The sequence below is a fragment of the Microbacterium sp. VKM Ac-2923 genome (assembly GCF_022815605.1).
Lineage (GTDB): Bacteria > Actinomycetota > Actinomycetes > Actinomycetales > Microbacteriaceae > Microbacterium.
Window position 1 is genome coordinate 133,888 of record NZ_JALGRP010000008.1, and the last position, 21,290, is coordinate 155,177.

26 protein-coding genes and 1 tRNA gene are annotated in these 21,290 nt (G+C 68.6%); 12 read left to right on the plus strand and 15 right to left on the minus strand.

Going from position 1 to position 21,290, the window contains the following annotated elements; translation table 11 throughout:
- Nucleotides 1–49: 49 nt before the first annotated feature.
- The gene (locus MT347_RS13635; protein WP_243501759.1) at nucleotides 50–847 is read right to left on the minus strand and encodes a class I SAM-dependent methyltransferase; all 798 of its coding nucleotides are present in this window, start codon (nucleotides 845–847) and stop codon (nucleotides 50–52) included.
- 51 nt (nucleotides 848–898) lie between these two features.
- On the opposite strand from MT347_RS13635, the gene MT347_RS13640 reads away from it, so the two are divergent.
- Complete coding sequence (locus tag MT347_RS13640; protein ID WP_243501760.1) at nucleotides 899–1,645, plus strand: phosphoglyceromutase; 747 nt, start codon at nucleotides 899–901, stop codon at nucleotides 1,643–1,645.
- Between the two features lie 58 nt (nucleotides 1,646–1,703).
- Here MT347_RS13640 and phoU read toward each other — a convergent pair whose 3' ends face one another.
- A complete protein-coding gene (gene phoU / locus MT347_RS13645) occupies nucleotides 1,704–2,387 on the minus strand; it encodes a phosphate signaling complex protein PhoU (RefSeq protein WP_243501762.1) in 684 nt (227 codons plus the stop codon).
- Between the two features lie 172 nt (nucleotides 2,388–2,559).
- Here phoU and MT347_RS13650 point away from each other — a divergent pair, with 172 nt between their 5' ends.
- Together MT347_RS13650 and MT347_RS13655 are read left to right on the plus strand one after the other, a co-directional pair.
- Nucleotides 2,560–3,774, plus strand: coding sequence for a cell wall metabolism sensor histidine kinase WalK (locus MT347_RS13650; RefSeq protein ID WP_243501764.1), 1,215 nt, complete (start codon nucleotides 2,560–2,562; stop codon nucleotides 3,772–3,774).
- Complete coding sequence (locus MT347_RS13655) at nucleotides 3,771–4,454, plus strand: response regulator transcription factor (protein ID WP_243501766.1); 684 nt, start codon at nucleotides 3,771–3,773, stop codon at nucleotides 4,452–4,454. Before MT347_RS13650 ends, MT347_RS13655 begins: the two co-directional genes overlap by 4 nt.
- A 107-nt stretch (nucleotides 4,455–4,561) precedes the next feature.
- On the opposite strand, the gene MT347_RS13660 is transcribed toward MT347_RS13655, so the two are convergent.
- Complete coding sequence (locus MT347_RS13660; protein ID WP_243501768.1) at nucleotides 4,562–5,128, minus strand: DNA modification methylase; 567 nt, start codon at nucleotides 5,126–5,128, stop codon at nucleotides 4,562–4,564.
- Nucleotides 5,129–5,335: 207 nt separating this feature from the next.
- Between MT347_RS13660 and MT347_RS13665 the strand changes: the two genes are divergently transcribed.
- Together MT347_RS13665 and ispD are read left to right on the plus strand one after the other, a co-directional pair.
- On the plus strand, nucleotides 5,336–5,818 hold the full coding sequence (locus MT347_RS13665; RefSeq protein WP_055956557.1) for a CarD family transcriptional regulator: 483 nt from the start codon (nucleotides 5,336–5,338) through the stop codon (nucleotides 5,816–5,818).
- Nucleotides 5,819–5,866: 48 nt separating this feature from the next.
- A complete protein-coding gene (ispD, locus tag MT347_RS13670; protein ID WP_243501770.1) occupies nucleotides 5,867–7,066 on the plus strand; it encodes a 2-C-methyl-D-erythritol 4-phosphate cytidylyltransferase in 1,200 nt (399 codons plus the stop codon).
- On the opposite strand, the gene MT347_RS13675 is transcribed toward ispD, so the two are convergent.
- On the minus strand, nucleotides 7,063–7,524 hold the full coding sequence (locus MT347_RS13675; protein ID WP_243501772.1) for a GNAT family N-acetyltransferase: 462 nt from the start codon (nucleotides 7,522–7,524) through the stop codon (nucleotides 7,063–7,065). The genes ispD and MT347_RS13675 overlap by 4 nt on opposite strands.
- A gap of 67 nt (nucleotides 7,525–7,591) precedes the next feature.
- Between MT347_RS13675 and cysS the strand changes: the two genes are divergently transcribed.
- From cysS to MT347_RS13690, 3 genes are read left to right on the plus strand one after another with little or no spacing between them, the layout of a single operon-like run.
- Nucleotides 7,592–8,986, plus strand: a complete 1,395-nt coding sequence (gene cysS / locus MT347_RS13680) for a cysteine--tRNA ligase (protein ID WP_243501773.1) — start codon at nucleotides 7,592–7,594, stop codon at nucleotides 8,984–8,986.
- Nucleotides 8,979–9,977 carry a 23S rRNA (guanosine(2251)-2'-O)-methyltransferase RlmB gene (rlmB, locus tag MT347_RS13685; RefSeq protein WP_243501774.1) on the plus strand — a complete coding sequence of 333 codons (999 nt, stop codon included), beginning with the start codon at nucleotides 8,979–8,981 and terminating at the stop codon, nucleotides 9,975–9,977. Before cysS ends, rlmB begins: the two co-directional genes overlap by 8 nt.
- A 37-nt stretch (nucleotides 9,978–10,014) precedes the next feature.
- A complete protein-coding gene (locus MT347_RS13690) occupies nucleotides 10,015–10,656 on the plus strand; it encodes an NAD(P)-dependent oxidoreductase (RefSeq protein ID WP_243501775.1) in 642 nt (213 codons plus the stop codon).
- 196 nt (nucleotides 10,657–10,852) lie between these two features.
- On the opposite strand, the gene MT347_RS13695 is transcribed toward MT347_RS13690, so the two are convergent.
- Together MT347_RS13695 and MT347_RS13700 are read right to left on the minus strand one after the other, a co-directional pair.
- Nucleotides 10,853–12,175 carry a DUF4032 domain-containing protein gene (locus MT347_RS13695; RefSeq protein WP_243501776.1) on the minus strand — a complete coding sequence of 441 codons (1,323 nt, stop codon included), beginning with the start codon at nucleotides 12,173–12,175 and terminating at the stop codon, nucleotides 10,853–10,855.
- Between the two features lie 79 nt (nucleotides 12,176–12,254).
- On the minus strand, nucleotides 12,255–13,358 hold the full coding sequence (locus tag MT347_RS13700) for an ABC transporter ATP-binding protein (RefSeq protein WP_243501777.1): 1,104 nt from the start codon (nucleotides 13,356–13,358) through the stop codon (nucleotides 12,255–12,257).
- 212 nt (nucleotides 13,359–13,570) lie between these two features.
- On the opposite strand from MT347_RS13700, the gene MT347_RS13705 reads away from it, so the two are divergent.
- Together MT347_RS13705 and MT347_RS13710 are read left to right on the plus strand one after the other, a co-directional pair.
- Complete coding sequence (locus MT347_RS13705; RefSeq protein ID WP_243501779.1) at nucleotides 13,571–14,518, plus strand: thioredoxin domain-containing protein; 948 nt, start codon at nucleotides 13,571–13,573, stop codon at nucleotides 14,516–14,518.
- A gap of 132 nt (nucleotides 14,519–14,650) precedes the next feature.
- A complete protein-coding gene (locus MT347_RS13710) occupies nucleotides 14,651–14,938 on the plus strand; it encodes a hypothetical protein (protein WP_243501781.1) in 288 nt (95 codons plus the stop codon).
- Between the two features lie 175 nt (nucleotides 14,939–15,113).
- On the opposite strand, the gene MT347_RS13715 is transcribed toward MT347_RS13710, so the two are convergent.
- A complete protein-coding gene (locus tag MT347_RS13715; RefSeq protein WP_243501783.1) occupies nucleotides 15,114–15,329 on the minus strand; it encodes a hypothetical protein in 216 nt (71 codons plus the stop codon).
- A 155-nt stretch (nucleotides 15,330–15,484) separates the two neighbouring features.
- Here MT347_RS13715 and MT347_RS13720 point away from each other — a divergent pair, with 155 nt between their 5' ends.
- Together MT347_RS13720 and MT347_RS13725 are read left to right on the plus strand one after the other, a co-directional pair.
- Entirely contained in the window at nucleotides 15,485–15,649 is a 165-nt protein-coding gene (locus MT347_RS13720) for a helix-turn-helix domain-containing protein (protein ID WP_243501785.1), read from the plus strand.
- Nucleotides 15,650–15,680: 31 nt separating this feature from the next.
- Nucleotides 15,681–15,872, plus strand: a complete 192-nt coding sequence (locus MT347_RS13725) for a hypothetical protein (protein ID WP_243501787.1) — start codon at nucleotides 15,681–15,683, stop codon at nucleotides 15,870–15,872.
- Nucleotides 15,873–15,904: 32 nt separating this feature from the next.
- On the opposite strand, the gene MT347_RS13730 is transcribed toward MT347_RS13725, so the two are convergent.
- From MT347_RS13730 to MT347_RS13760, 8 genes are all read right to left on the minus strand, one after another.
- Nucleotides 15,905–16,207, minus strand: coding sequence for a hypothetical protein (locus MT347_RS13730; RefSeq protein ID WP_243501788.1), 303 nt, complete (start codon nucleotides 16,205–16,207; stop codon nucleotides 15,905–15,907).
- A complete protein-coding gene (locus MT347_RS13735) occupies nucleotides 16,204–16,983 on the minus strand; it encodes a hypothetical protein (RefSeq protein WP_243501790.1) in 780 nt (259 codons plus the stop codon). The genes MT347_RS13730 and MT347_RS13735 overlap by 4 nt, the downstream gene beginning before the upstream one ends.
- A 51-nt stretch (nucleotides 16,984–17,034) precedes the next feature.
- Nucleotides 17,035–18,951, minus strand: a complete 1,917-nt coding sequence (locus tag MT347_RS13740) for a phage tail tape measure protein (protein WP_243501791.1) — start codon at nucleotides 18,949–18,951, stop codon at nucleotides 17,035–17,037.
- A 276-nt stretch (nucleotides 18,952–19,227) separates the two neighbouring features.
- Entirely contained in the window at nucleotides 19,228–19,494 is a 267-nt protein-coding gene (locus MT347_RS13745) for a hypothetical protein (RefSeq protein ID WP_243501793.1), read from the minus strand.
- Between the two features lie 2 nt (nucleotides 19,495–19,496).
- The gene (locus MT347_RS13750) at nucleotides 19,497–19,697 is read right to left on the minus strand and encodes a hypothetical protein (RefSeq protein ID WP_243501794.1); all 201 of its coding nucleotides are present in this window, start codon (nucleotides 19,695–19,697) and stop codon (nucleotides 19,497–19,499) included.
- 3 nt (nucleotides 19,698–19,700) lie between these two features.
- Nucleotides 19,701–20,732, minus strand: coding sequence for a hypothetical protein (locus tag MT347_RS13755; protein ID WP_243501796.1), 1,032 nt, complete (start codon nucleotides 20,730–20,732; stop codon nucleotides 19,701–19,703).
- The gene (locus MT347_RS18560) at nucleotides 20,729–21,115 is read right to left on the minus strand and encodes a helix-turn-helix domain-containing protein (RefSeq protein WP_374206540.1); all 387 of its coding nucleotides are present in this window, start codon (nucleotides 21,113–21,115) and stop codon (nucleotides 20,729–20,731) included. The genes MT347_RS13755 and MT347_RS18560 overlap by 4 nt, the downstream gene beginning before the upstream one ends.
- Before the next feature lie 70 nt (nucleotides 21,116–21,185).
- A tRNA-Arg gene (locus MT347_RS13760) sits at nucleotides 21,186–21,257 on the minus strand.
- Between the last annotated feature and the right edge of the window lie 33 nt (nucleotides 21,258–21,290).

Here is a 21,290-nt window from a genome sequence, read left to right on the forward strand (position 1 = left end):
GCATGAGCGGCCGACCGTGTCGTGGTCGCCGATTCGTCGGGCCCGGATGTCACTGCGGCGCCACGGCCTCCCAGGCGACACCGACTTCGCCCAGTCGCCAGCGCTCGCGCCGCACCAGGGGCCACCCGGCATCCTGCAACGCGTGCATCGCGGTCCGCCAGCGATGCACAGCCCCGAAGGGCGCGACCGCCGCGGCGCGCGTCCACTCCCGGTCCAGGGATGCCACGAACGCGTGCACCCGTTCCCCCGGGACGTTCCGGTGTATCAGAGCCTTCGGCAGACGTTCGGCGGCGACGGCGGGGGAGTCGAGCTCGGCGAGGCGGAGCGAGATCGTGAGGCTGCGGGGCGATGCGTCGTCTCCCACCTCCGCCCAGGTGGCGATCCGGCCGATCTCATCGCAGGTGCCTTCGACCAGGATGCCGCCCGGTTGCAACCGCCCGCACATGCGCGACCAGGCGTCGGCGACGTCGGCTTCGTCGTACTGACGCAGCACGTTCATCGCGCGGATGATCGCCGGGCGTCGCCCCCGAGTGGTGGGGATCTCGAACCCGCCCCGAGCGAACGACACGCCCGCGGCACCCGCGGCCTGCTCGCGCGCGCGGGCGACGCGATCGGCGTCGATCTCGAGGCCCAGCACCGTGGCGTCCGGCCGCACTCGGGCGAGGCGGGCGTGCAGTTCGAGGGGGGTGACCGCACTCGCACCGAATCCGAGGTCGACCACGAGCGGATCGTCGGCGCGTCGCAGAGCCGGATGCCGGGCGATCCACCGGTCGACGCGGCGAAGGCGATTCACCCCGGTCGTGCCGCGCGTGGGACGACCGATCGGGGAGGAACTCACGTCCGACATGATGCCAGCCGCGGCTGCGGTCAGGGGCCCGTGCGTCGATAGCATGGGGGCATGCCTCACACGCTGATCCTCCTCCGCCACGGGCAGAGCGAGTGGAACAAGACCAACCAGTTCACCGGCTGGGTCGACGTGCGACTCACCGACCAGGGCAAGGCCGAGGCGAAGCGCGGGGGCGAACTGCTCGCCGAATCCGGCATTCTGCCCGATGTGCTGCACACCTCGGTGCTCAGCCGTGCCATTCAGACGGCGAACATCGCGCTCGACGCGGCCGACCGCCTCTGGATCCCCGTCAAGCGCTCGTGGCGCCTGAACGAGCGTCACTACGGTGCGCTGCAGGGCAAGGACAAGGCGCAAACGCTCGAAGAGTTCGGCAACGACCAGTTCATGCTCTGGCGTCGTTCGTTCGACGTGCCGCCGCCCGCGCTGCCCGCAGACGACCAGTACAGCCAGGTCGGCGACCCCCGCTACGGCGGCATCGACGGCGAGGTGCCCGACACCGAGTCACTCAAGATCGTGATCGACCGCATGCTGCCCTACTGGCACAGCGACATCGTCCCCGACCTGCAGGCGGGCAAGACCGTGCTCGTCACCGCGCACGGCAACTCGCTGCGCGGGCTCGTCAAGCACCTCGAGGGCATCAGCGACGCGGACATCGCCGAGCTGAACATCCCCACCGGCATCCCGCTGGTCTACCGTTTGAACGACGACCTCACCCCCGTCGGACCGGGCGAGTACCTCGACCCCGAGGCTGCGGCAGCCGGCGCCGCGGCGGTGGCGGCCCAGGGCAACAAGCACTGACGCGACGACGAGAAGGGGGTGGATGCCGATCGGCATCCACCCCCTTCTCGTCGAACGCTCAGATGACCGGGCTGGGCTCCTGAACGGTCTCGTCGTCGGCGCCGGCCCAGTCGCCGGTGGCGAGGTAGACGACTTTCTTGGCGACCGACACCGCGTGGTCGGCGAAGCGCTCGTGGTAGCGGCTCGCGAGGGTCGCGTCGACCGTGGCCGTCGCCTCGCCCTTCCATGAGTCGCCGAGCACCTTCTCGAACACACTCACGTGCAGTTCGTCGATGTCGTCGTCTGCGTCGCGGATCGCCTCGGCGATCCGGAGGTCTTGCGTGCGCAGCAGCTCGGCGAGCTTGCGTGCGACCTCGACGTCGAGCTCGCCCATGCGGGTGAACGTGCTCTTGAGGCCCTTGGGGATCGCCCGCTCGGGGAAGCGCGAGCGCGCGAGCTGAGCGATGTGCTCGGCCATGTCGCCCATGCGCTCGAGCGAGGCGCTGACGCGCAGGGCGGTGACCACGATGCGCAGATCGCGCGCCACGGGCTGCTGGCGAGCGAGGATCTCGATCGCGAGCTCGTCGAGCGCGACGGCCTTCTCGTCGATGATCGCGTCGGCCTCGATGACTTCTTCGGCGAGGGATACGTCGCTGGTTCCGAACGCGCGGGTGGCGCGATCGATCGCGACCGTCACGAGGTCGGCGATCTCGACCAGGCGGCTCTGGACGTCCTCGAGGGACTGGTGGAATACTTCGCGCATGGCGGGTACCTTCCTCGTCGGCGGCACGGCACAAGGGTGTTCCGCAACCCTCGGGGATTCTCCCCAGCGAAGGTTAACGAGCGGTGCTGTGACAGTGAATACTAGCCCGCTCGCGCCGGTGAACGGGGGTGAACGGCGGGTGAAGCCTGACCCTCGCCCCTACGCTGGAGCCATGGAACAACCGCAGCTCGCGCTGCTCTCGCTCCTTGCAGGTCTCCTGATCGGAGCCACGGTGGTCGGCCTGGTGGTCTGGGCACTGCGGGCTCGCGATCGATCCCTGGCCCAGACGACCGTCGACGTGCCGGAGGGGGTGGACGCCATGCTCGAGGCGATGGACGACCCCGCCTTCGTGTGCGACATGTCGTCGACGGTGCTGGCGCTTTCTCCCGCTGCCGAGGTGTTCGGCGTGCACGCCGGCGAGGTCGTCTCCAGCGACGAGCTGAAACGTGTGGCCCGGCTCGCCCGCGATACCGGCGCCGGCGTCGCGGAGAACCTCCGACTGCATCGCGGGGCCGCCCCCGCGGAGGCTCGCCTGGTCGCGGTGCGGGCGACGCCCATCTCGAATCGGCTCACCCTGCTCGTCCTGCGCGACATCACCGAGCGCGAGCGGGTCGAGGAGATGCGCCGGGACTTCGTGGCCAACACCAGTCACGAGTTGAAGACCCCCGTGGGCGCGGTGAGCCTGCTCGCCGAGGCCATCGAGTCGGCGGCCGACGACCCCGCTCAGGTGCGTCACTTCGCGTCGCGGATGCAGGCCGAGGTGGCCCGTCTGGGCGCCCTCGTCAATCGCATCCTGAGTCTGTCGCGCCTGCAGGCGTCGGACGAGCTGCGCGACGTCCGCGACGTGTCGGTCGACGAGGTCGTCACCGCGGCGGTCGAGGCGCACATCGTGCAGGCCGACTCGGCTCAGGTGGTGGTCGTGCGCGGCGGCACGAAGGGGCTCTGGGTGCGTGGCGAGCCTCAGATCCTCACCGAGGCCGTCGGCAACCTCATCGCGAACGCCATCGCCTATTCGCCCCAGGGGTCGAAGGTGGGGGTCGGCGTCAAGCTCGACGCCGAGGTGGTCGAGATCGCCGTCACCGATCGCGGCATCGGCATCCCCGAAAGCGACCAGCACCGTGTGTTCGAGCGCTTCTACCGCGCGGACCAGGCGCGTTCGCGTCGTACCGGCGGTACCGGACTCGGCCTCTCGATCGTCAAGCACGCCGTGCAGCGCCACGGCGGTGAGGTACGACTGTGGTCGCGGCCCGACCGCGGCTCGACATTCACCATCCGCCTTCCGTTGTCGGAGACTCCCGACCTCGACAGCGTCCGTCCGAAACCGCGTCGCAAAGGCCGCAAGGCCTCCGGCGCCACTCCCGCACCCGTGAAGGAAGACACCCCATGACTCGTGTTCTGATCGTCGAGGACGAGCCCGACCTGGCCGACCCCCTGGCTTACCTGCTCCGCCGGGAGGGCTACGAGGTCGAGATCGCCGAGGACGGCGCTCTGGCCTTGACAGCGTTCCGCGACCGAGGCGCGGACATCCTGCTGCTGGACCTCATGCTCCCGGGCATGCCCGGCACGGAGGTGTGCCGGCAGCTGCGCCTGACCTCTCAGGTGCCCATCATCATGCTCACGGCCAAGGACTCCGAGGTCGACATCGTCGTGGGACTCGAGCTCGGCGCCGACGATTACATCACCAAGCCGTACTCGACGCGTGAGCTGTTGGCCCGCATGCGCGCGGTCCTCCGACGTCGCACACCGGACGACAGCGACCTCGATGACCGCGTCCTGGCCGGGGGGCGCGTGGTCCTGGACATCGACCGCCACACGGTGGCGGTGGACGGGGGAGAGATCAACATGCCCCTGAAGGAGTTCGAGCTGCTGGAGGTGCTGATGCGCAATGCGGGACGCGTCCTGACGCGCGGCCAGCTCATCGACCGCGTGTGGGGGACCGACTACTTCGGAGACACCAAGACGCTCGACGTGCACATCAAGCGGATCCGCTCGCGTATCGAGCAGAACCCGAGCGAGCCCAGCATGCTCGTCACCGTCCGGGGGCTGGGCTACCGCTTCGAGGGGTGACGTTGCGAACGACGAAGGCGCCGACGGAATCCGTCGGCGCCTTCGTCGTTGCGATCAGGTGGAGGGGTCGGCGTCGGCGAGATCCGTCGGCGCCTTGATCGTCGCGATCAGGTGGAGGGGGTCGGCGTCGCCGTGGGAGTGGGGGTCACCGTGTTGGTGGGGATCGGTGCGAGCGTCACCGTCACCTCGGGCGTCGGCGCGAGGGGCGCGAGGTATTCGAGGGCGCCGTCGAGCACAGGAACCTGCACGAGGGTTCCCTGGCCGTCGCCGGACTGGAAGTAGACGGGCACCGTGGAACCGGGGACGGCGTCGATGTCGCTGAGACGCAGCGGTTCGACGTCGTCGGCCAGGTCGCCGAGGCTGAGCGTGCGACCGGCGGGAACGTTCACCGCGGCGCGGACGGCCGAGGAGCCCTCGCCGACCTCGATGCGCAGAACCAGCTGGTCGGTGGTCGAGTTGACGATGGCGCCGATGAAGTTGCCGGTGGTGCCGTCGTCGTCGGCGACGATGAGAGCGTTGCGCACCGACAGGGGACCGGCGTCGGCCGGGACGTTCACGCCGTCGGAGGCCGAGTAGTCGATGGTGGTCGCCTGCGGAGCGATGAGGTTGCACCCCGTCGTGCCCAGCAGAACAGCGGCACCCAGGGCCACGGACGCGATCAGGCGCGTTTTCACGGATCCTCCAAGATCGACAGACGGCATCCCCCTCATCCTACGGGGTACGCGCTGCGGGTCCGTCTCGCGCCCACGGCGTCCGGGGCCGTGCGTTTCGCGAGCGCGGGCGGGCGGTGCGCTCGCGAGAGGGGTGGGCCGAAAGGTGGGCGGAACCTTAGCGCATGCGGGCCTGTGGTATCCTGGATGTTGCCGAAAGGACATAACTCCATGCTTTTTGAGGTTGGCGAGACCGTCGTTTACCCGCACCATGGCGCGGCCACGATCATCGAGGTCAAGGAACGCGTTATCAAGGGCGAGACGAAGAAGTACCTGAAGCTCAACGTCACGCAGGGAGACCTCGTCATCGAGGTCCCGGCTGACAACGTCGACCTCGTCGGCGTTCGTGACGTGATCGGCAAAGAGGGTCTCGATCGCGTCTTCGAGGTGCTGCGCGCGCCCTTCACCGAGGAGCCGACCAACTGGTCGCGCCGCTACAAGGCGAACCTCGAGAAGCTCGCATCGGGCGACGTGATCAAGGTCAGCGAGGTCGTACGCGACCTGTGGCGCCGAGACCAGGACCGCGGTCTCTCCGCCGGCGAGAAGCGCATGCTGGCCAAGGCCCGTCAGATCCTCGTGTCCGAGCTCGCTCTGGCGGAGAAGACCGACGAAGATCGCGCGGGCGTCGTGCTCGACGAGGTCCTCGCGTCCTGACCGCAGACGGCGTGAGGCGCCTCGTCGCCGTCGCGCTAGCGTGATCGGGTGACTCTCACTCCTGTACCGCGGATCGCGGTCGTCGTCGTCGCCGCCGGCTCCGGCACCCGCCTTCGCGGCGGGGCACCGAAGGCTTTCGTCGGTCTCGACGCGAGGTCGATCCTGCACCGCAGTCTTCTCGGCGTCTTCGGGGGTCCGTCCGCGCAGGTGGTCGTCGTGGTGCCCGACGGGTACGAGGGCGACGCTCTCACCGATGCGCGGGATGCCGCGGGGCCGGCCGCCGACCTCGTCACGATCGTGACCGGTGGTGCCACGCGGCAGGACTCGGTGGCTGCGGGTGTGTCGGCACTGCGGGCTGACATCGAGATCGTTCTCGTGCACGACGCAGCGCGGGCGCTGACACCCTCCGCGGTGTTCGAGCGGGTCGTCGCCGCCGTCGACGCAGGTGCCGCCGCGGTCATCCCGACGGTCCCCGTCGTCGACACCATCAAGCGGGTCGACCACACGGGCCGCGTCGTCGAGGGTGTCGACCGTTCCGAGCTCGCGGCGGCGCAGACGCCGCAGGGCTTCCGACGCGACGTCCTCGCCGCGGCACTCGCGAGTGCTGAAGCGGATCACACCGATGACGCCGCGCTCGTGTCCGCGGCGGGTCACGACGTCGTCACCGTTGCGGGCGACGCCATCGCCTTCAAGATCACCACCGGGGCCGACCTCGAGCGCGCGCGGTCTCTCATGCAGGTCTCGCCCGTGGCGTCCTCCTCCGAGCCCTCCGCGCCGGTGTTCCGCGTGGGCATCGGCACCGACGTGCACGGCTTCGGGGGCGAGGGCGCGCTCTGGCTCGCCGGCCTCGAATGGCCGGGGGAGCGGGCTCTCTCCGGACACTCCGATGGCGATGCGGTCGCACATGCGATCGTCGACGCGTTGCTGGCGGCGGCGGGCCTGGGCGACATCGGAACGCATTTCGGCACCGACCGCCCCGAGTTCGCCGGAGCGCACGCCGAGGCGTTCCTCGCCCACACCGTCGAGCTGTTGCGCGACGCGGGGTGGCGCGTCGGCAACGTCTCCGTGCAGGTGCAGGCCAACCGCCCGCGCTTCGCGGCGCGCCGCACCGAGGCCGAGCAGGCGCTGTCGGCAGCCCTCGGGGGCGTCGCGGTGTCGGTGAGCGCGACCACGACCGACGGCCTGGGCTTCACCGGTCGCACCGAGGGAGTCGCCGCCTTCGCCACGGCCCTGGTGATCGCCGTCTAGAGCTCGCGGGTCATGAAGGTCGAGAGCGGATCGGGCTCGTACGGCGCGAAGGCCTCGCACTCGCGGAACCCCTCGCTCGCGTAAAGACCGCGTGCCGCGGCGAAATCGTCGGTGCTGCCGGTCTCGAGCAGGAGGGTCCGGATGCCGCGCTCCGCGGCATCCTCCATGATGTGCCGCAGCATCGCGCGGCCGATGCCCTGCCCGAGGAAGTGCTGCACGACGCGCATCGACTTCAGCTCGGCACGGTCACGGCCCAGGTCCTTGCACGCGCCGATCCCGGCGAGCTCCTCGTCGACCCACGCCGACCATACGGTGACGCCGTCGGCGCTCAGACGATCCGCGTCGAGGGCGTGCACGCTCTCGACGGGAGTGTTCTCGAGCATGCCCGCCAGGTGGACGGCGACCAGGGCGCGCGTTTCGGCGCCGGTGAGGTCGTCGGGGCGGATGAGCAGGGGCATACCGGCACCGTATCCGCCGCGTGTTTCCCCCAGGTGTCGTGCACGGGGCGGCCGGTAGGGTTGAGAAGTGACTGTTCGGCTGTACGACTCGAAGGCGCAGGACCTCCGCGACTTCGTCCCTCTCGACCCCTCGAACGTCACGGTCTACGTCTGCGGCCCGACCGTGCAGTCGGGTCCCCACATCGGTCACGTGCGCGCGGCGCTCGCCTTCGACCTGCTGCGCCGCTGGCTCACGCACCGCTTCGGACGGGTGACGTTCGTGCGCAACGTCACCGACATCGACGACAAGGTGCTCGCGAACGCCACCGACACCGAGCCGTGGTGGGCACTGGCCTATCGTATGGAGCTGGAGTTCACCCGGGCCTATGCCGCGATCGGCATCCTGGCCCCGACCTATGAGCCGCGGGCCACGGCATCCGTCACCCAGATGCAGGAGCTCATCGCCGAGCTCGTCGACCGCGGCCACGCCTACGCCGCCTCGGGCGACGTCTACTTCGACGTGCGCTCGTGGCCCGCCTACGGCGAGCTCACGCGACAGAGCCTGGATGCCATGGAGCCCGCGGTCGACGCGGATCCACGCGGCAAGCGCGACCCGCGCGACTTCGCGCTGTGGAAGGGTGCGAAGCCGGGTGAGCCCGCGTCGGCCACCTGGGCATCCGCGTGGGGCGACGGCCGGCCCGGCTGGCACATCGAATGCTCGGCCATGTCGCGGCGCTATCTCGGCCCCGAGTTCGACATCCACGGCGGAGGGCTCGACCTGCGTTTCCCCCACCATGAGAACGAGCTGGCGCAGTCCACGGCCGCCGGTGACGGGTTCGCCCGCTACTGGGTGCACAACGGTCTCGTCACCGTCGACGGCCAGAAGATGTCGAAGTCGCTCGGCAACTTCACCCTCGCCGCCGACGTGCTCGCGGAGCACGACCCGACGGTCGTGCGTTACGCCCTCGCCGCCGCCCACTACCGTTCCAACCTCGACGTGTCCGAGAAGGGGTTCGCCGAGGCGGCGAGCGCGCTCGAGCGCATCTCGACCTTCCGCCAACGCGTTCTGCGGGCCGCGGACGCCGACCCGACGGTCGTCGTGCCCGGAAAGGTGCCCGCCGCCTTCGGGGCGGCGATGGACGACGACCTCGGCGTGCCGCAGGCGATCGCCGTGCTGCACGAGACCGTGCGATCGGGCAATGCCGCGATCGACGAGGGAGATCTCGACACCGCGATCGCCGCGCACCGCTCGGTCGCCGCCATGCTCGGCATCCTGGGTCTGGATGCCCCCGAGGCCGCCACCGCGACGGGGACCGCCGACACGGCGCTCGGCGCCCTCGTTCAAGAGATGATCGCGCAGCGCGCCCGCGCTCGCGCCGACAAGGACTGGGCTGCCGCCGACCGCATCCGCGATGCCGTCGCCGCCGCCGGAATCACGCTGGAGGACACTCCGGCCGGAACACATTGGAGTATCGATGCCTAAGCCAGGACGCCCGGGAGCACGCAACGCCGGCAAGAAGAAAGGCCCTCTGAAGGGCACCGGCGGGCACTCCCGCAAGGCACTCGAGGGTCGTGGCCCCACCCCCAAGGCCGAGGACCGCGCCTGGCATCCCGCCGGCAAGCGCAAGGCGGCGGAGGAGCGCTACGCCGCCGCGGGCGGCAAGGGGCGGCCCGGCGTCCGCGCCGTCGGGAACAACTCCAACCGCAAGAGCCCCAAGGCCGCAGACGACACCGAAACGGTCACCGGCCGCAACTCGGTGCTCGAGGCGCTGCGCGCGAAGATCCCGGCCACCGCGATGTACATCGCGCAGCGGGTCGAAATGGACGACCGCGTGAAAGAGATGCTGTCGATGGCCACCAACCGCGGCATCCCGGTGCTGGAGGTCACGCGCCCCGAGCTCGACCGCATGGCCGGATTCGACGGCGTGCACCAGGGTGTGGCGCTCAAGGTGCCGCCCTACTCGTACGCGCACCCGCAGGACCTGCTCGAGAAGGTCATCGATCGCGGAGAACTGCCGCTGTTCGTCGCCCTCGACGGGGTGACCGACCCGCGCAACCTCGGCGCGATCATCCGCTCCACGGCCGCCTTCGGCGGGCAGGGCCTGATCATCCCGCAGCGTCGCTCGGCGAGCGTCAACTCCGCCGCGTGGAAGACCAGCGCCGGGGCCGCAGCCCGCATCCCCGTTGCGCTTGCGGCCAACCTCACGGCCACGCTGAAGGAGTTCAAGAAGCAGGGCGTGTTCGTCCTGGGCCTCGACGGCGGGGGCGACGTGTCGCTGCCGGGACTCGAGCTCGCCGACCGTCCCGTCGTGATCGTCGTCGGCTCGGAGGGCAAGGGCCTGTCGCGCCTGGTCACCGAGACGTGCGACCAGGTGGTGTCGATCCCCATTTCTGCTGCCACGGAGTCGCTCAACGCCGGCATCGCGGCATCCGTCGCCCTCTACCAGGTGTCGACGCTGCGCGCGGCCGACTGACCTCGACCGCCAGACCACCCGAACGGAAAGGAACGCCATGCCCCGCATCGCCGTCATCGGAGGCACCGGCTACGCCGGGAGCCACATCGTGACCGAAGCCGTCCGCCGCGGCCACACCGTGGTGTCGATCGCCCGCTCCGTCCCCGCGGAGCGCATCGAGGGCGCCACGTATCTCGAGGGCACCGTGCTCGATGTGCCCGGCCTCGTCGCGCAGCTCGAGGGTGTCGACGTGCTCGTGTCGGCCGTCGCCCCCCGCGGCGACATGGAGGGCAAGCTCCGTCCCGCCATCGCCGAGCTCGTCACGGCGCTGCCGGATGACGTCCGCGTGGGCGTCGTCGGAGGAGCCGGCGGTTCGCTCGTCGCCGAGGGAGGCCCGCGCCTGATCGACACCGACGGCTTCGCCGAGGAGTACAAGCCCGAGGCCCGTGAGGCCATCGGCATCCTCGAAGACCTGCAGGCCGACGACACCGGACGCGACTGGTTCTACGTGCACCCGGCCGGCGGTTTCGGTGCGTGGGCGCCGGGCGAGCGCACCGGGTCGTACCGCGACGGCGGCGACGTGCTCGTCGTGAACGAGGACGGCGACTCGTTCATCGGTGGCGCCGACTTCGCCGTCGCCGTCCTCGATGAGATCGAAGAGCCCGCGCACACGCGCGGGCGGTTCACCGTCGGGTACTGACCCCGCGTACGGCAGAGGCCGTGGCATCCGGGAACGACTCCGGATGCCACGGCCTCCGCCGTTCCGTGTGCGGTTCCTCGGTGGGGGTCGGATCAGACGATCGGTGCGAGGTCAGACGTCCGGGCCCGCGTGAACCGCGTGAGGACGGGAGGTCGCGTGACCTCGCACGGAGACCGCGGCGCGGTGCCCCGGTCGATCAGACCAGGTCGCGCCAGTCGACGAGATCGGTGTCGGTCGTGGGCACTTCGCCCGTGGCGGGGGCGTCGGCGTCGGACACCGTGGGCAGCGACATGGTGTCGGTCGGGGGGCCCATCACGGTCGCCTCGTCGCGGCGGTGACGGAGCACGTCGTCGATGTACGAACTGACCACTTCGGCGAGGGGAACCGATCGGCCTCGTGCCTGCGACATGTACCACCGGTGCTCCAGCACCTGGTGGAAGACCTCGGCCGGCTCGAGCTTGGCGCGCAGGTCCCACGGGATCGCCATGACGATCGGTTCGAATACACGCGTGAGCCACTCGTGCGCCACCATCTCTTCATCGGCACCGAGCCGCGAGACGCGGGCACGGAACTCGTCGAGATCGTTCAGGAGGCGTCGGGCCTGATTCTCTTCGACGTCGAGGCCGGTGAGACGCAGCAGGCGCCGCTGGTGGTGCCCGGCATCCACGACTTTCGGCTGGATCGACACCTGCGTGCCGTCCCTCGCCGTGCGGATCGACATCTCGCCGATGTCGAAGCCGAGGGCATTCAGGCGGTGCACGCGCTCGGTGATACGCCAGGACTCGTCGACGGCGAACGACTCCTGATCGGTGAGCGCGGCCCACAGCGAGTGGTACGACGACACCAGGCCGTCGGCGATGGCGATGGCATCCACCCCACCCTCGAGTCGTCCGCCGGCCTCGAGATCCATGATCTCGCCGGCGATGTTGGTGCGCGCGATATCGAGATCGTGGGCGCGCTGACCGGGACTCAGGCGGTTGCCGTGCAACTCGCCCGTCTCGGCGTCGACCAGATACGCGGCGAACTCGCCCGCGTCGCGACGGAACAGGGTGTTCGACAGCGATACATCGCCCCAGTAGAACCCGACGTTGTGCAGACGTACCAGCAGAACGGCGAGGGCGTCGACGAGGCGCGTGGCGGTGTGCGGACGCAGCACCTGGGTGAACAGCGCGCGGTAGGGGAGCGAGAAGCGCAGATGAGCCGTCACCAGCGCCGCGGGGAGGGGCCTGCCGGAGGCGTCCGTGCGGTCGGCGATCACCGCGATGCGATCCACGCAGGGCGCGGCAAGACGATCGAGGTTCCCGAGCATGTCGTACTCGCGACGCGCCATCTCCTCGGTCGTCTCCTTGATGGCCACCACGCGTCCCGAGAGGGTCGCGAAGCGCACGAGGTGCCGCGAGATGCCCTTCGGCAACGCGACGATGTGGCTGCTCGGCCACTCACCGAGTCCGGTCGACCACGGAAGCTGCAGGAGGCCGGGATCGACGGTGCTGGCCGTGATGCTGAGCGATTCGGACACGGATACCTCCGGGAAACAGTGCGGCGCGCCCCCGGCCCGAACGAATCGGAACCGGGGACGCGCCGCGTCGGTGCGTGGGTCAGGCCGAGGCGATGGCCCGGTTGGTCAGGCGGTCGCCCGACTCGAGGTCGAACACGTGCACGTGTCCGGGAACCGGCGCCAGCACGACCGTCTCGCCCGCGTTGGGGTGACGGCGACCGTCGACGCGCGCGACCAGGTCGGTGCGCTTGCCGTTGATCTCGGTGTGGCCGTAGAGGTAGCCGTCGGCGCCGAGCTCTTCCACGAGGTCGACGACGACCTTGAGGCCGCGGCCGTCGGCCGGGGCGACCTGGATGTCTTCGGGGCGGACACCGATGGTGACCTCCGAGCCGTGGGCCTTGCCGATGGTGTCGGCCTCGACCGGGACGACGAGGTCGCCGAAGCGGACGCCGCCCTCGGCCAGGTCGGCCGCGAACAGGTTCATCGCGGGCGAGCCGATGAAGCCGGCGACGAAGACGTTCTTCGGGGTCTCGTACAGGTCGCGCGGGGTGCCCACCTGCTGGAGGAGGCCGTCCTTGAGCACCGCGATGCGGTCACCCATCGTGAGGGCCTCGGTCTGGTCGTGCGTGACGTAGACCGTGGTGACGCCGAGGCGGCGCTGGAGCGACGCGATCTGCGTACGGGTCTGCACACGGAGCTTGGCGTCGAGGTTCGACAGGGGCTCGTCCATGAGGAACACCTGGGGCTGACGGACGATGGCGCGGCCCATCGCGACGCGCTGACGCTGACCACCCGAGAGAGCCTTGGGCTTGCGGGTCAGGTACTGCTCGAGGTCGAGGAGCTTGGCGGCCTCGAGCACGCGGGCGGCGCGGTCCTCTTTGCCGATGCCGGCGATCTTGAGCGCGAAGCCCATGTTCTCGGCGACGGTCATGTGGGGGTACAGCGCGTAGTTCTGGAACACCATCGCGATGTCGCGGTCTTTCGGCGGCACGTCGGTGACGTCGCGATCGCCGATGAGGATGCGGCCGGAGTTGACCTCTTCGAGACCGGCGAGCATGCGCAGCGACGTGGACTTGCCGCAGCCGGAGGGGCCGACGAGGACGAGGAACTCGCCGTCGGCGACGTCGAGGCTCAGCTTGTCGACGGCGGCGCGGGTTCCGCCGGGGTACAGACGGGTTGCGTTGTCAAAGGTGACTGACGCCATTTCTTCTTCTCCTTCACCGGCAGGTACGTGCCGGACGATCCGTAGTGAATGGAATGAACGGGGGCGACCCCGTGCGCGCGACAATGCGTGCAGGGTCAGTATGGCACGCGTCTGGCCATTTCTCAGCCAGCCTGGCTACCATCGGTGCTCGTTCGCCCACCCGTGCGGACCCCCACGTTTCATGCGGCGATCACCCGCGTCCGGAAGGTTTCATGTCCCACGACCCCTCAGCGAATGCGCCCGCCGAACGCGACCGTCGCGAGGCGGTGCGTGAGAAGGCGCAGCAGGTCAAGGCGAAGCAGACGCGCTGGCGCATCGCGCGGCGCTCTGCCATCGCGGTCGGCGCCGTCGCGGTGATCGGCATCGGCGCCGTCGGCGTCTCGGCCGCTCTCAACTCGCGTGAGGCGCGGTCCCAGGCGCTTCCGGATGCCGCCAGCGACGACGGGTTCCTCGTCACCACGGCCCCGCAGGTGGCGGACCCGCTGGCAGACCAGACGGTCGACGGCACCGCCGCGACCATGGCCGCCGAGGCGGCGCCGACGGCGGAGCCGACTCCCGCACCGACGTCCACCACCGCGCCCGTCGACATCCGCGTGTACGTCGACTATCTCTCGACCGAGGCGCGCGAGTTCCAGTCCGCGAACGCTACGCAGTTGTCGAAGTGGATCGGCGACGATGCCGCCACCCTGACCTACTACCCCGTGGCCATGCTCACGTCGAAGTCCAACGGGACGAAGTACAGCCTGCGCGCGGCCGGCGCCGCCGCGTGCGTGGCGACGCACGCCTCGGACCGGTTCTTCGCGTTCAACCACGAACTGCTCACCAATCAGCCGGCCGTGGACACCGACGGCTACAGCGATCAGCAGTTGGCCGACATGGCGCAGGGCGCCGGGGTGAGCGACGTCGCGACGGTGCGCTCCTGCATCGAGGACGAGACCTACACCGCCTGGGCCAAAGCCGCCACCGATCGCGCGATCAAGGGACTGCCCGGAGCGGGCGGCGAGGCGCTCACCTCGACCGCCACGGTCCTGGTGAACGGTACCCCGTACGTCGGCAACATGGACGACGCCAAGGAGTTCGCGCAGTTCGTGCTGACGGTCGACAGCAACGCCTATTACTCCACCGCCACGCCGGTGCCGTCGACGACGCCCGCGGGCTGATCGAATCCCTCGGTGAACACGGCGATGTGCGATTCTGGTGTCATGAACGAGGAGCTCGAGGATTCGCCGCCGCGGCGGTCCCTTGATCAGTTGATGGTCTGGGTTCAGGAATTCCGCGATCAAGGTCACCTCGTGGCGGGCACCATCAAAGTCGTCGAGCAGGAGGATGCCGACGGTCAGGACACCGGCCTCGTCGTGATCACCCTGTCGAACGCGAACGCGTCGATCTACATGCAGCCGAAGGGCTACGACGAGCCTCTGTGGGAAGCCACCCTCGGTGCGCGTCCCGAAGACCTCACCCTCTCGCCGCACGACATGGCCAGCCTGGCCGCCGAGCTCGTCGTCGCCGGCAACCTCTGCGCGTTCCTGCAGTTCAAGTCCCTCGATTGGGACCGTCGCAGCGGCACACACCACCCGTGAGGTCGACGGGGTCTTAGACTCTTCACCCGAGGCGCTCCGGCGTCTTCAGCCGGCTTGGCGCAATTGGTAGCGCACCGTACTTGTAAAAGCCTCGGGGTATCCGCCAGCGACTATCGCCAGATATCAGAACACCCGCTCACCTGGGTTTTCTTGTGCTGTGAGTGATCACTGGATATCAGCATTTCTCGCGCAATCTGCGGGGTAAATGCGGGGGTTCAGGCGGCGCGACCTCCGCGTTGTGCTTCCCGATGGCGTCACGCTCGGCGGCCTCTCGCAGTGCTCTCTCGTAAAGGACATGCTCGATCCCATCGCGCATAATGATGGCCGCAGCGGTCAGGCGCTCATCGGGAGTCATGTCACTGATACGTGGCCAGTCGCGATAACGGTCCATGTCGCCACTGTCCCAAGACTCCTCGATGCTCGGCAATGCCCAGACGGAGCAGATGACGGTTGCCCGGTTTCGAGGACACCGCGGCGTCGTCGGCTCTCCCACTGTTACCGTGCGAGCCATGAGCGGTGACGTGGCTGACCCATACAAGTGGAAGCGTGGCTTCAGTCGTGAGCAGGCGGCCGGACTACTGCGGCGTCAGCATCTACAAGGTCGCCGTAGCGATCCGACAGAACACGCTCCCGGCGAGGCGCCACGGCAAGGACATCGTCGTTCTACGCGAAGACCTTGATGCGTGGATGGACGGATGGGATCCGGTCTGACTTGCTCGAGCTGCTGCTACGGTCTGGGCTCATGTACTCATCCGCTTCCGGCGCGACCGTCCTGGTGTTCAGCATCCTCATCTTGCTGATCACGCTGTTGGTGCTGTACTTCCTCATCCGGAGTGCGGTGACGGAGGGCATGAAGAACTACCAGCTTTGGCGTGAGCGCTCAGGACGCGATGTGCCGCCCGCTGACCCCTCGACACCGACAACACGGCGTTAGGCGCTTAGCGAGGCGCACATCGCGCCCTAGCCCTACTTCCAGGCGGCGAGCATCTTGCAGGACATGATGAACTCCTGGATGCGGCGCGCGTACGTAGCCGTGACTGCCGGAACAACCTCGCCCGACAGGGCCATGCGTGACACCCACAGCACCGCGTCAGCCGCTACCTCGTTTGCGTAGTCGAGGCTTCCGGACGTGCGGTAGATCCGGTCGAACTCGATTCCCGGTTTGTCGTCCGCGATGATGCGACCTGCGAGGTTCGTGACCTCCTGCTGATACAGCGCCTCATCACGGACGGCTAGACCGTCGGGAAGGGTGAATTCTTCGTTGCTCAACGCCAACCCCCATAGTTGCCTGCGGAAGAGTTACGCACGATGTCGGCCGCTGCACCCTGGGCACGGTCTACGACATAGGCGTCCATCTGCTGCCCGTTGATCATGAGGGTGAACCTATCGGGCATAGTCACCTGTTGGGTACTCACTCGCACTACGCTGCCGCTGGATGCGTACTGCGGCTGGACGTACCCGCCGGTCGCGTAGCCCTTGAGCATGCCCGCGTTCATCGCCTCAAGGATCCGCCGGTTCTCCGGCTTTGCGACCTCACGAGCACGCACCACGAACTCACCCGTGGCGAGCTTGTAGACGCGGTTGTCACGCTCGGAGGGTGGTCCGGGGATGATGCCACCAGAGGCTGAGCCGGGTAGAACCGGTCCGACGCTGGGCGCCTGACCCCCACCGATCAGCGTGGAGCCGATCGTGGTGAGCGTCACCGTGCGGTTCTTGATGCTCTCCCACAGGTTCTTAAAATTCTCAGCCCGTGTCGACGCCGTAGCGGTCTCCGCGATGAGGTTCAGCGTCTTTGAGTCCGGCAGCTTGAAGACTTCCTCGGCGTACGCGTGGACCGCTTCTTCGCTGTAACCCGCCTCGGTCGCAGCCTTTATGAAGGCATCTTTCTGCGCTGTCAGCGTGTTCGCGTAGTTCGTCGCCGCCTGCGCGCCGAGCCCTGCCGCGATCTCCGCGTCGAGCTGTGCCTTCGCTGCTGCCTGCGCCGCTCCGGCTACCTCTCCGAGAGAATCACGGTTGGTCGACCCGGCGAGGGTGTTCTTGTCCATCGAGAGCGTGAACCCGTCGAGGGTGCCGTTGGCATCCAGGAAGGCGTCCTTCTACTTCTGCACTTCGTCCGAGATGCCGGCGAGGGACTGCTGCCACTGAGCGTTTGCGGATTCGGCGGACTGATTCGCGCCGTTCATTTCGTTCATGGCGTCGATGACTTCCTGCAACCGCGACTGCAGGGTCTCGGCCGATACCGCGGCGCCCTCGAAAGCCTCCCCGGCCTCCCCAGTGGAGGATGCGGATTCCTCGGCCGCTGCGGCCTGGTCTTGGAAGTCTTGCTTGCCGCGCACGACCTCCCCGGAGAGATTGCCAATCGCGGTCTGCGCGTTGCCTGCCCGGAAAGCGAGACCCGTGAACGCGGTGCCGAAGGTGTTGTTTTCGCTGAGGATGCGCTTCACCTCAGCGAGTTTCTTCGTGTCCCCGATGACGGCGTCCGTGAGGAAACCCTGCTCGATCCCAAGCTCGCGGCCGACCTCGAACACGCCCGCCTGGGCGAGCTTCTGCGCGACCAACTCACGGGTGTAGTTCGTCACCGCGCCCGACGTCTTGTTCAGGGACGCCGCGAATTCGGCCGCGTTGGCCGTGGCCTCGGCCTGACGCGCGGACCAGAGGCTGAAAGCGAGACCCGCGGCAGCGAGGGCGCCGGTCGTGAGCCCCACACCGCGTGCTGCCGACGAGCCGGAGATCTTGAGCTCCTGAAGGCCCAGCTTGAATGCGGCGATCTTCGGCACGGCGATGAGTGCGGCACCGCCCGCGAGGGCGACGGCGCCGATCAGACCGCCGATGACGGCCGTGCCCTGCAACACCGGCTCGGGGAGACTGCCGATGCCGTCGACGAGCCCGGTCGTGGCCTGTGTGAGCCCCCGGAGAGTGTCGTTCAGGCCCGACCCGGAGCGGATGAGGGCGGTGTCGAACGCACCGCCCAGCTTCTCGACGTCGCCCGCGAGGTTGTTGAGGCGATCGGCGGCGACCTTCGCGGCGTACCCGGAGTCGTTGGTCTGGTCGATGTACTTCTGGATGCCGTCCGCGCCCTGGTTGTAGAGCACGTTGGCGGAGCGCAAAGCGTCGTTGCCGAAGATGGTGGCGAGGGCCGCGTTCCGCTGCTCATCCGAGAGGCCGGTGAGGTTGGTCTCGAGCTGCCCCGCGATCTGAGCGAACGACAGCATCTGCCCGTTCGCGTCATAGAAGGAGAGGTTGTACTTCTCCATCACCGAACGCGACTTGTCCGTGGGTGCCTGTAGGGCGATGATCGCAGACTTGAGCGACGTGCCCGCGTCCGACCCGAGGAGACCCGCGTCCGCGAACGCCGCGAGGACACCGGTCGTTTCTTCGATCGACTGGCCCGCACCGTTCGCGACAAGACCCGCCTGCCCGAGAGCGTCGGACAGGTCCTTGACGTCACCGACGGCTTTACCGGCGCCGGCGGCGAGGAGGTCCGCGACGTGGGGGACGTCGCCGCCCTCGAGGTTGAACTGCTTGACCGCAATGGCGGCGATCTGAGCGGCATCCGCTACCGACAACTGCCCCGCCGCGGCAAGAGACAGCGCACCGTTCAGACCGCCGCTGAGGATCTGGTCCGTCGTCAGACCGGCCTTGCCGAGCTCCTCGATCGCGTTCGCGGCTTCCGTCGCGGAGAACGCCGTGTCCGCACCGGCCTGCAGCGCGGCCTCGCGCAGTCGGCCCATGTTCTCGGTGGACTCCTGCGTGGCTGCCTTGATGTTCGACAACGCCTGGTCGAACTCGACGAACTTGGCCACGGCAATGCCGACGCCGGCTAGGGCAATGGCACCCATGGCGGTGATGCCGGTTCCCACCTCGCGCATGGCCTCGGACTGGTCCCGGAACCGCTGAGCGGCCTGCTCAGCCTCGGTGCCCGTCTTCTTGGTGGCCGCGCCGGCCTTGTTCATGTCGGCGATGTAGCTGTTCGCGGCGGCGAGCAACGTGACGCGGACGGTCCTCTCAGTCATCCGATTTCTCCTCTGGTTTGCATGTCAACAGCCCCCCACGAGAGGGGCAATGTACGGGTTTGGGGCGTTGGCGCCGAAAGCCTGGAACCCGTACAGGGAAGATTTCCCCTCCCCGGCGGTCCGATGAGATGGGGCGGGGGGAGGGGGTATCCGCCACCCCCTCGGGGGTCGGGTGAGGGGCGGTGTCGACCGTCGCCGGCACCGCCCCGGGGATGGACCGTGCGGGCGACTGCGGGCGAACGGAGGACACCCGTGCGCGTCGTACGGTCCGGTCGGTCACCGTGCTGCTCGCAGTGCGTGGATGCGTGCGAGGCGGAGCAGTCGGCGGCGTTGTCCGGGAGGTCGTGCCTCAGCCTGTGCGAGCAGGGTGTCAGCAGTGGTGTACGCGGTACCTGTCCCTGTTGCTGCGCTGAGGGTGGCGTGTACCTCGGCTGTGGTCCACTCGTCGTCGAGGGGTTCGGTGAAGCCGGTACCGTGACCTGAGTTCTCCTCTCGGGTGAGGAAGGCGGTGAAGGCGGTGCCGTGCTCGGTGGGTGTGGCCATGGTTACTCTCCGGTTCCGTCGAAGTAGTCGGGGGCGAACTTGCCCTTGTTGTCGTGGAGGGCGCGGCCTGCAGCGATGGACTTCTCGCCGCGCTTCGGCTGGGGGGCTTTGGCTCGGGCCGCTTCTCGCTGCTCAGCGGTGGGGTGCAGCTGCTCGAACAGGTCGCGGCCCTTGCTGACTGAGCCCGTGGTGTCGTCGGTCATTGGTTACTCTCCTGCGATCGCGACAACACGGGGGTCGGCGTGGGGTCGGCCGTCAGCACCACGGTTGCCGCGGACCCCTCCGACGCGGGGAAGCTGCGCCCGGGCGGCGGCGGTGTTGAGTGGGGTGAGGGGCTTCACACCACGCTGTGCGTAGTACCGGTCGTAGGCGTCGAGAGCGCCGTGGATCTGGTTGGTGGTGCTGAGGGAGTCGATCATCGCCTGGACGTTCAGCGAGGCGTCGGTGAGCTGCGCGATGGTCGGCACCCACGGGTGACCGCTCTTGGCAACCCACCGGAAGAACGGGATGCGGTCGTCACCGGGGAACGTCTCGTTTTCCAGACGCGGCCACGGGGCCGGGGTGGGCGCTTGCAGCCATGCCAGGTAGTCGGCGCTGTGCCGGTTGGGTTCCTGGCGGTCGTTCCGGCGCCACGCCACCCAGAACTGCTCGAGGTCGAAAGCGTTCGTCAGGTGGCCGAGGGTGGCGAGCACGGTCGTGTCGGGCCGGTAGCTCTCGCCGACCATGCGGAACACGTGGACCTGTGCGGCGCGGATCTGCCGGTACTCGTCGGCGGCGTCCTCGATGTCACGCCACGCGGTCATCGTCTTCTCGTCGCCGCGAATGGCCAGGTCGATCGTCGACGTCGACCCGAGGGTGCGGTCGAGGTCGCGGACGCGGGTGACGAGGGCGCCGAGACGTTCGTGCAGGAAGGTGAACGCTTCGTCGGTCTCTTCCGGCTCGATGCTCTTGGCCTCGCGGTTCCGATCCGCTTGCAGGCGCTCGAGGCGGTCCTTGATCTCGTTGTGCGCCGTGTAGCTGGACTGCAGAGCCTCGCGAGCGTCGAATGCTGCTCGAACCTCGGCGAGGTCGTGGCTGGTCTCGATCGTGTTGAGGAACTCGGCGTCCGCCTGTTGCAACTGCCGGGTCCACCCGGCGGCGGCGAGGTCGCGCAGCATCGCCGTGATGCGCCGGGACTCCTTGCCGATGTCGACGTGCCCCCGGATGCGTGCCTGAGCTTCCGCCAGAATGCTGGTCATCGGTTCTCTCTCTTCGTCCTGTAGTGCGCGATTGCCACGCGGTGGATGAGCCACGAACCGCCCGACACTTGAGCGTCGAGGCGGCCGGCGGTGCACGCTGCGCGGATCCCTCGGGGAGTCATCCTGAGCATGTCCGCGGCCTCCTTCGTCGTTACCCACTCTCGGCGTTGTTCCGCAGTGTCGGGGGTCGGTGTTCCGGACTCGGCACGCACCCACCGCTCGGATGCCTGCCGGACCGTCTCGAGCGCCTGGTTGAGCTCCGGGTACCGTTGCCGCAACTCCGGCGGCATCTGGTCCGGGCGGGCGAACATCCACAACAGACGCGCGCCCTCGCCGGTGATGACAGCCGTAACGCCGTCGAAGACGTCCGCCCGTCTCAGCATCAGCAGGGCACCTCCTGCTCGATCAGGTCACCGTGCTCGTCCACGCGGTTCCTTCCCTGGTGGTGGTGGGTCCCCGCATCTGGATTCGAACCAGCGGCGTCCGACTTAGAAGGTCGTCGCTCTTCCACTGAGCTATGCGGGGTAAGGGTGTCGATCGGGTCGACGCCCGGCGGGT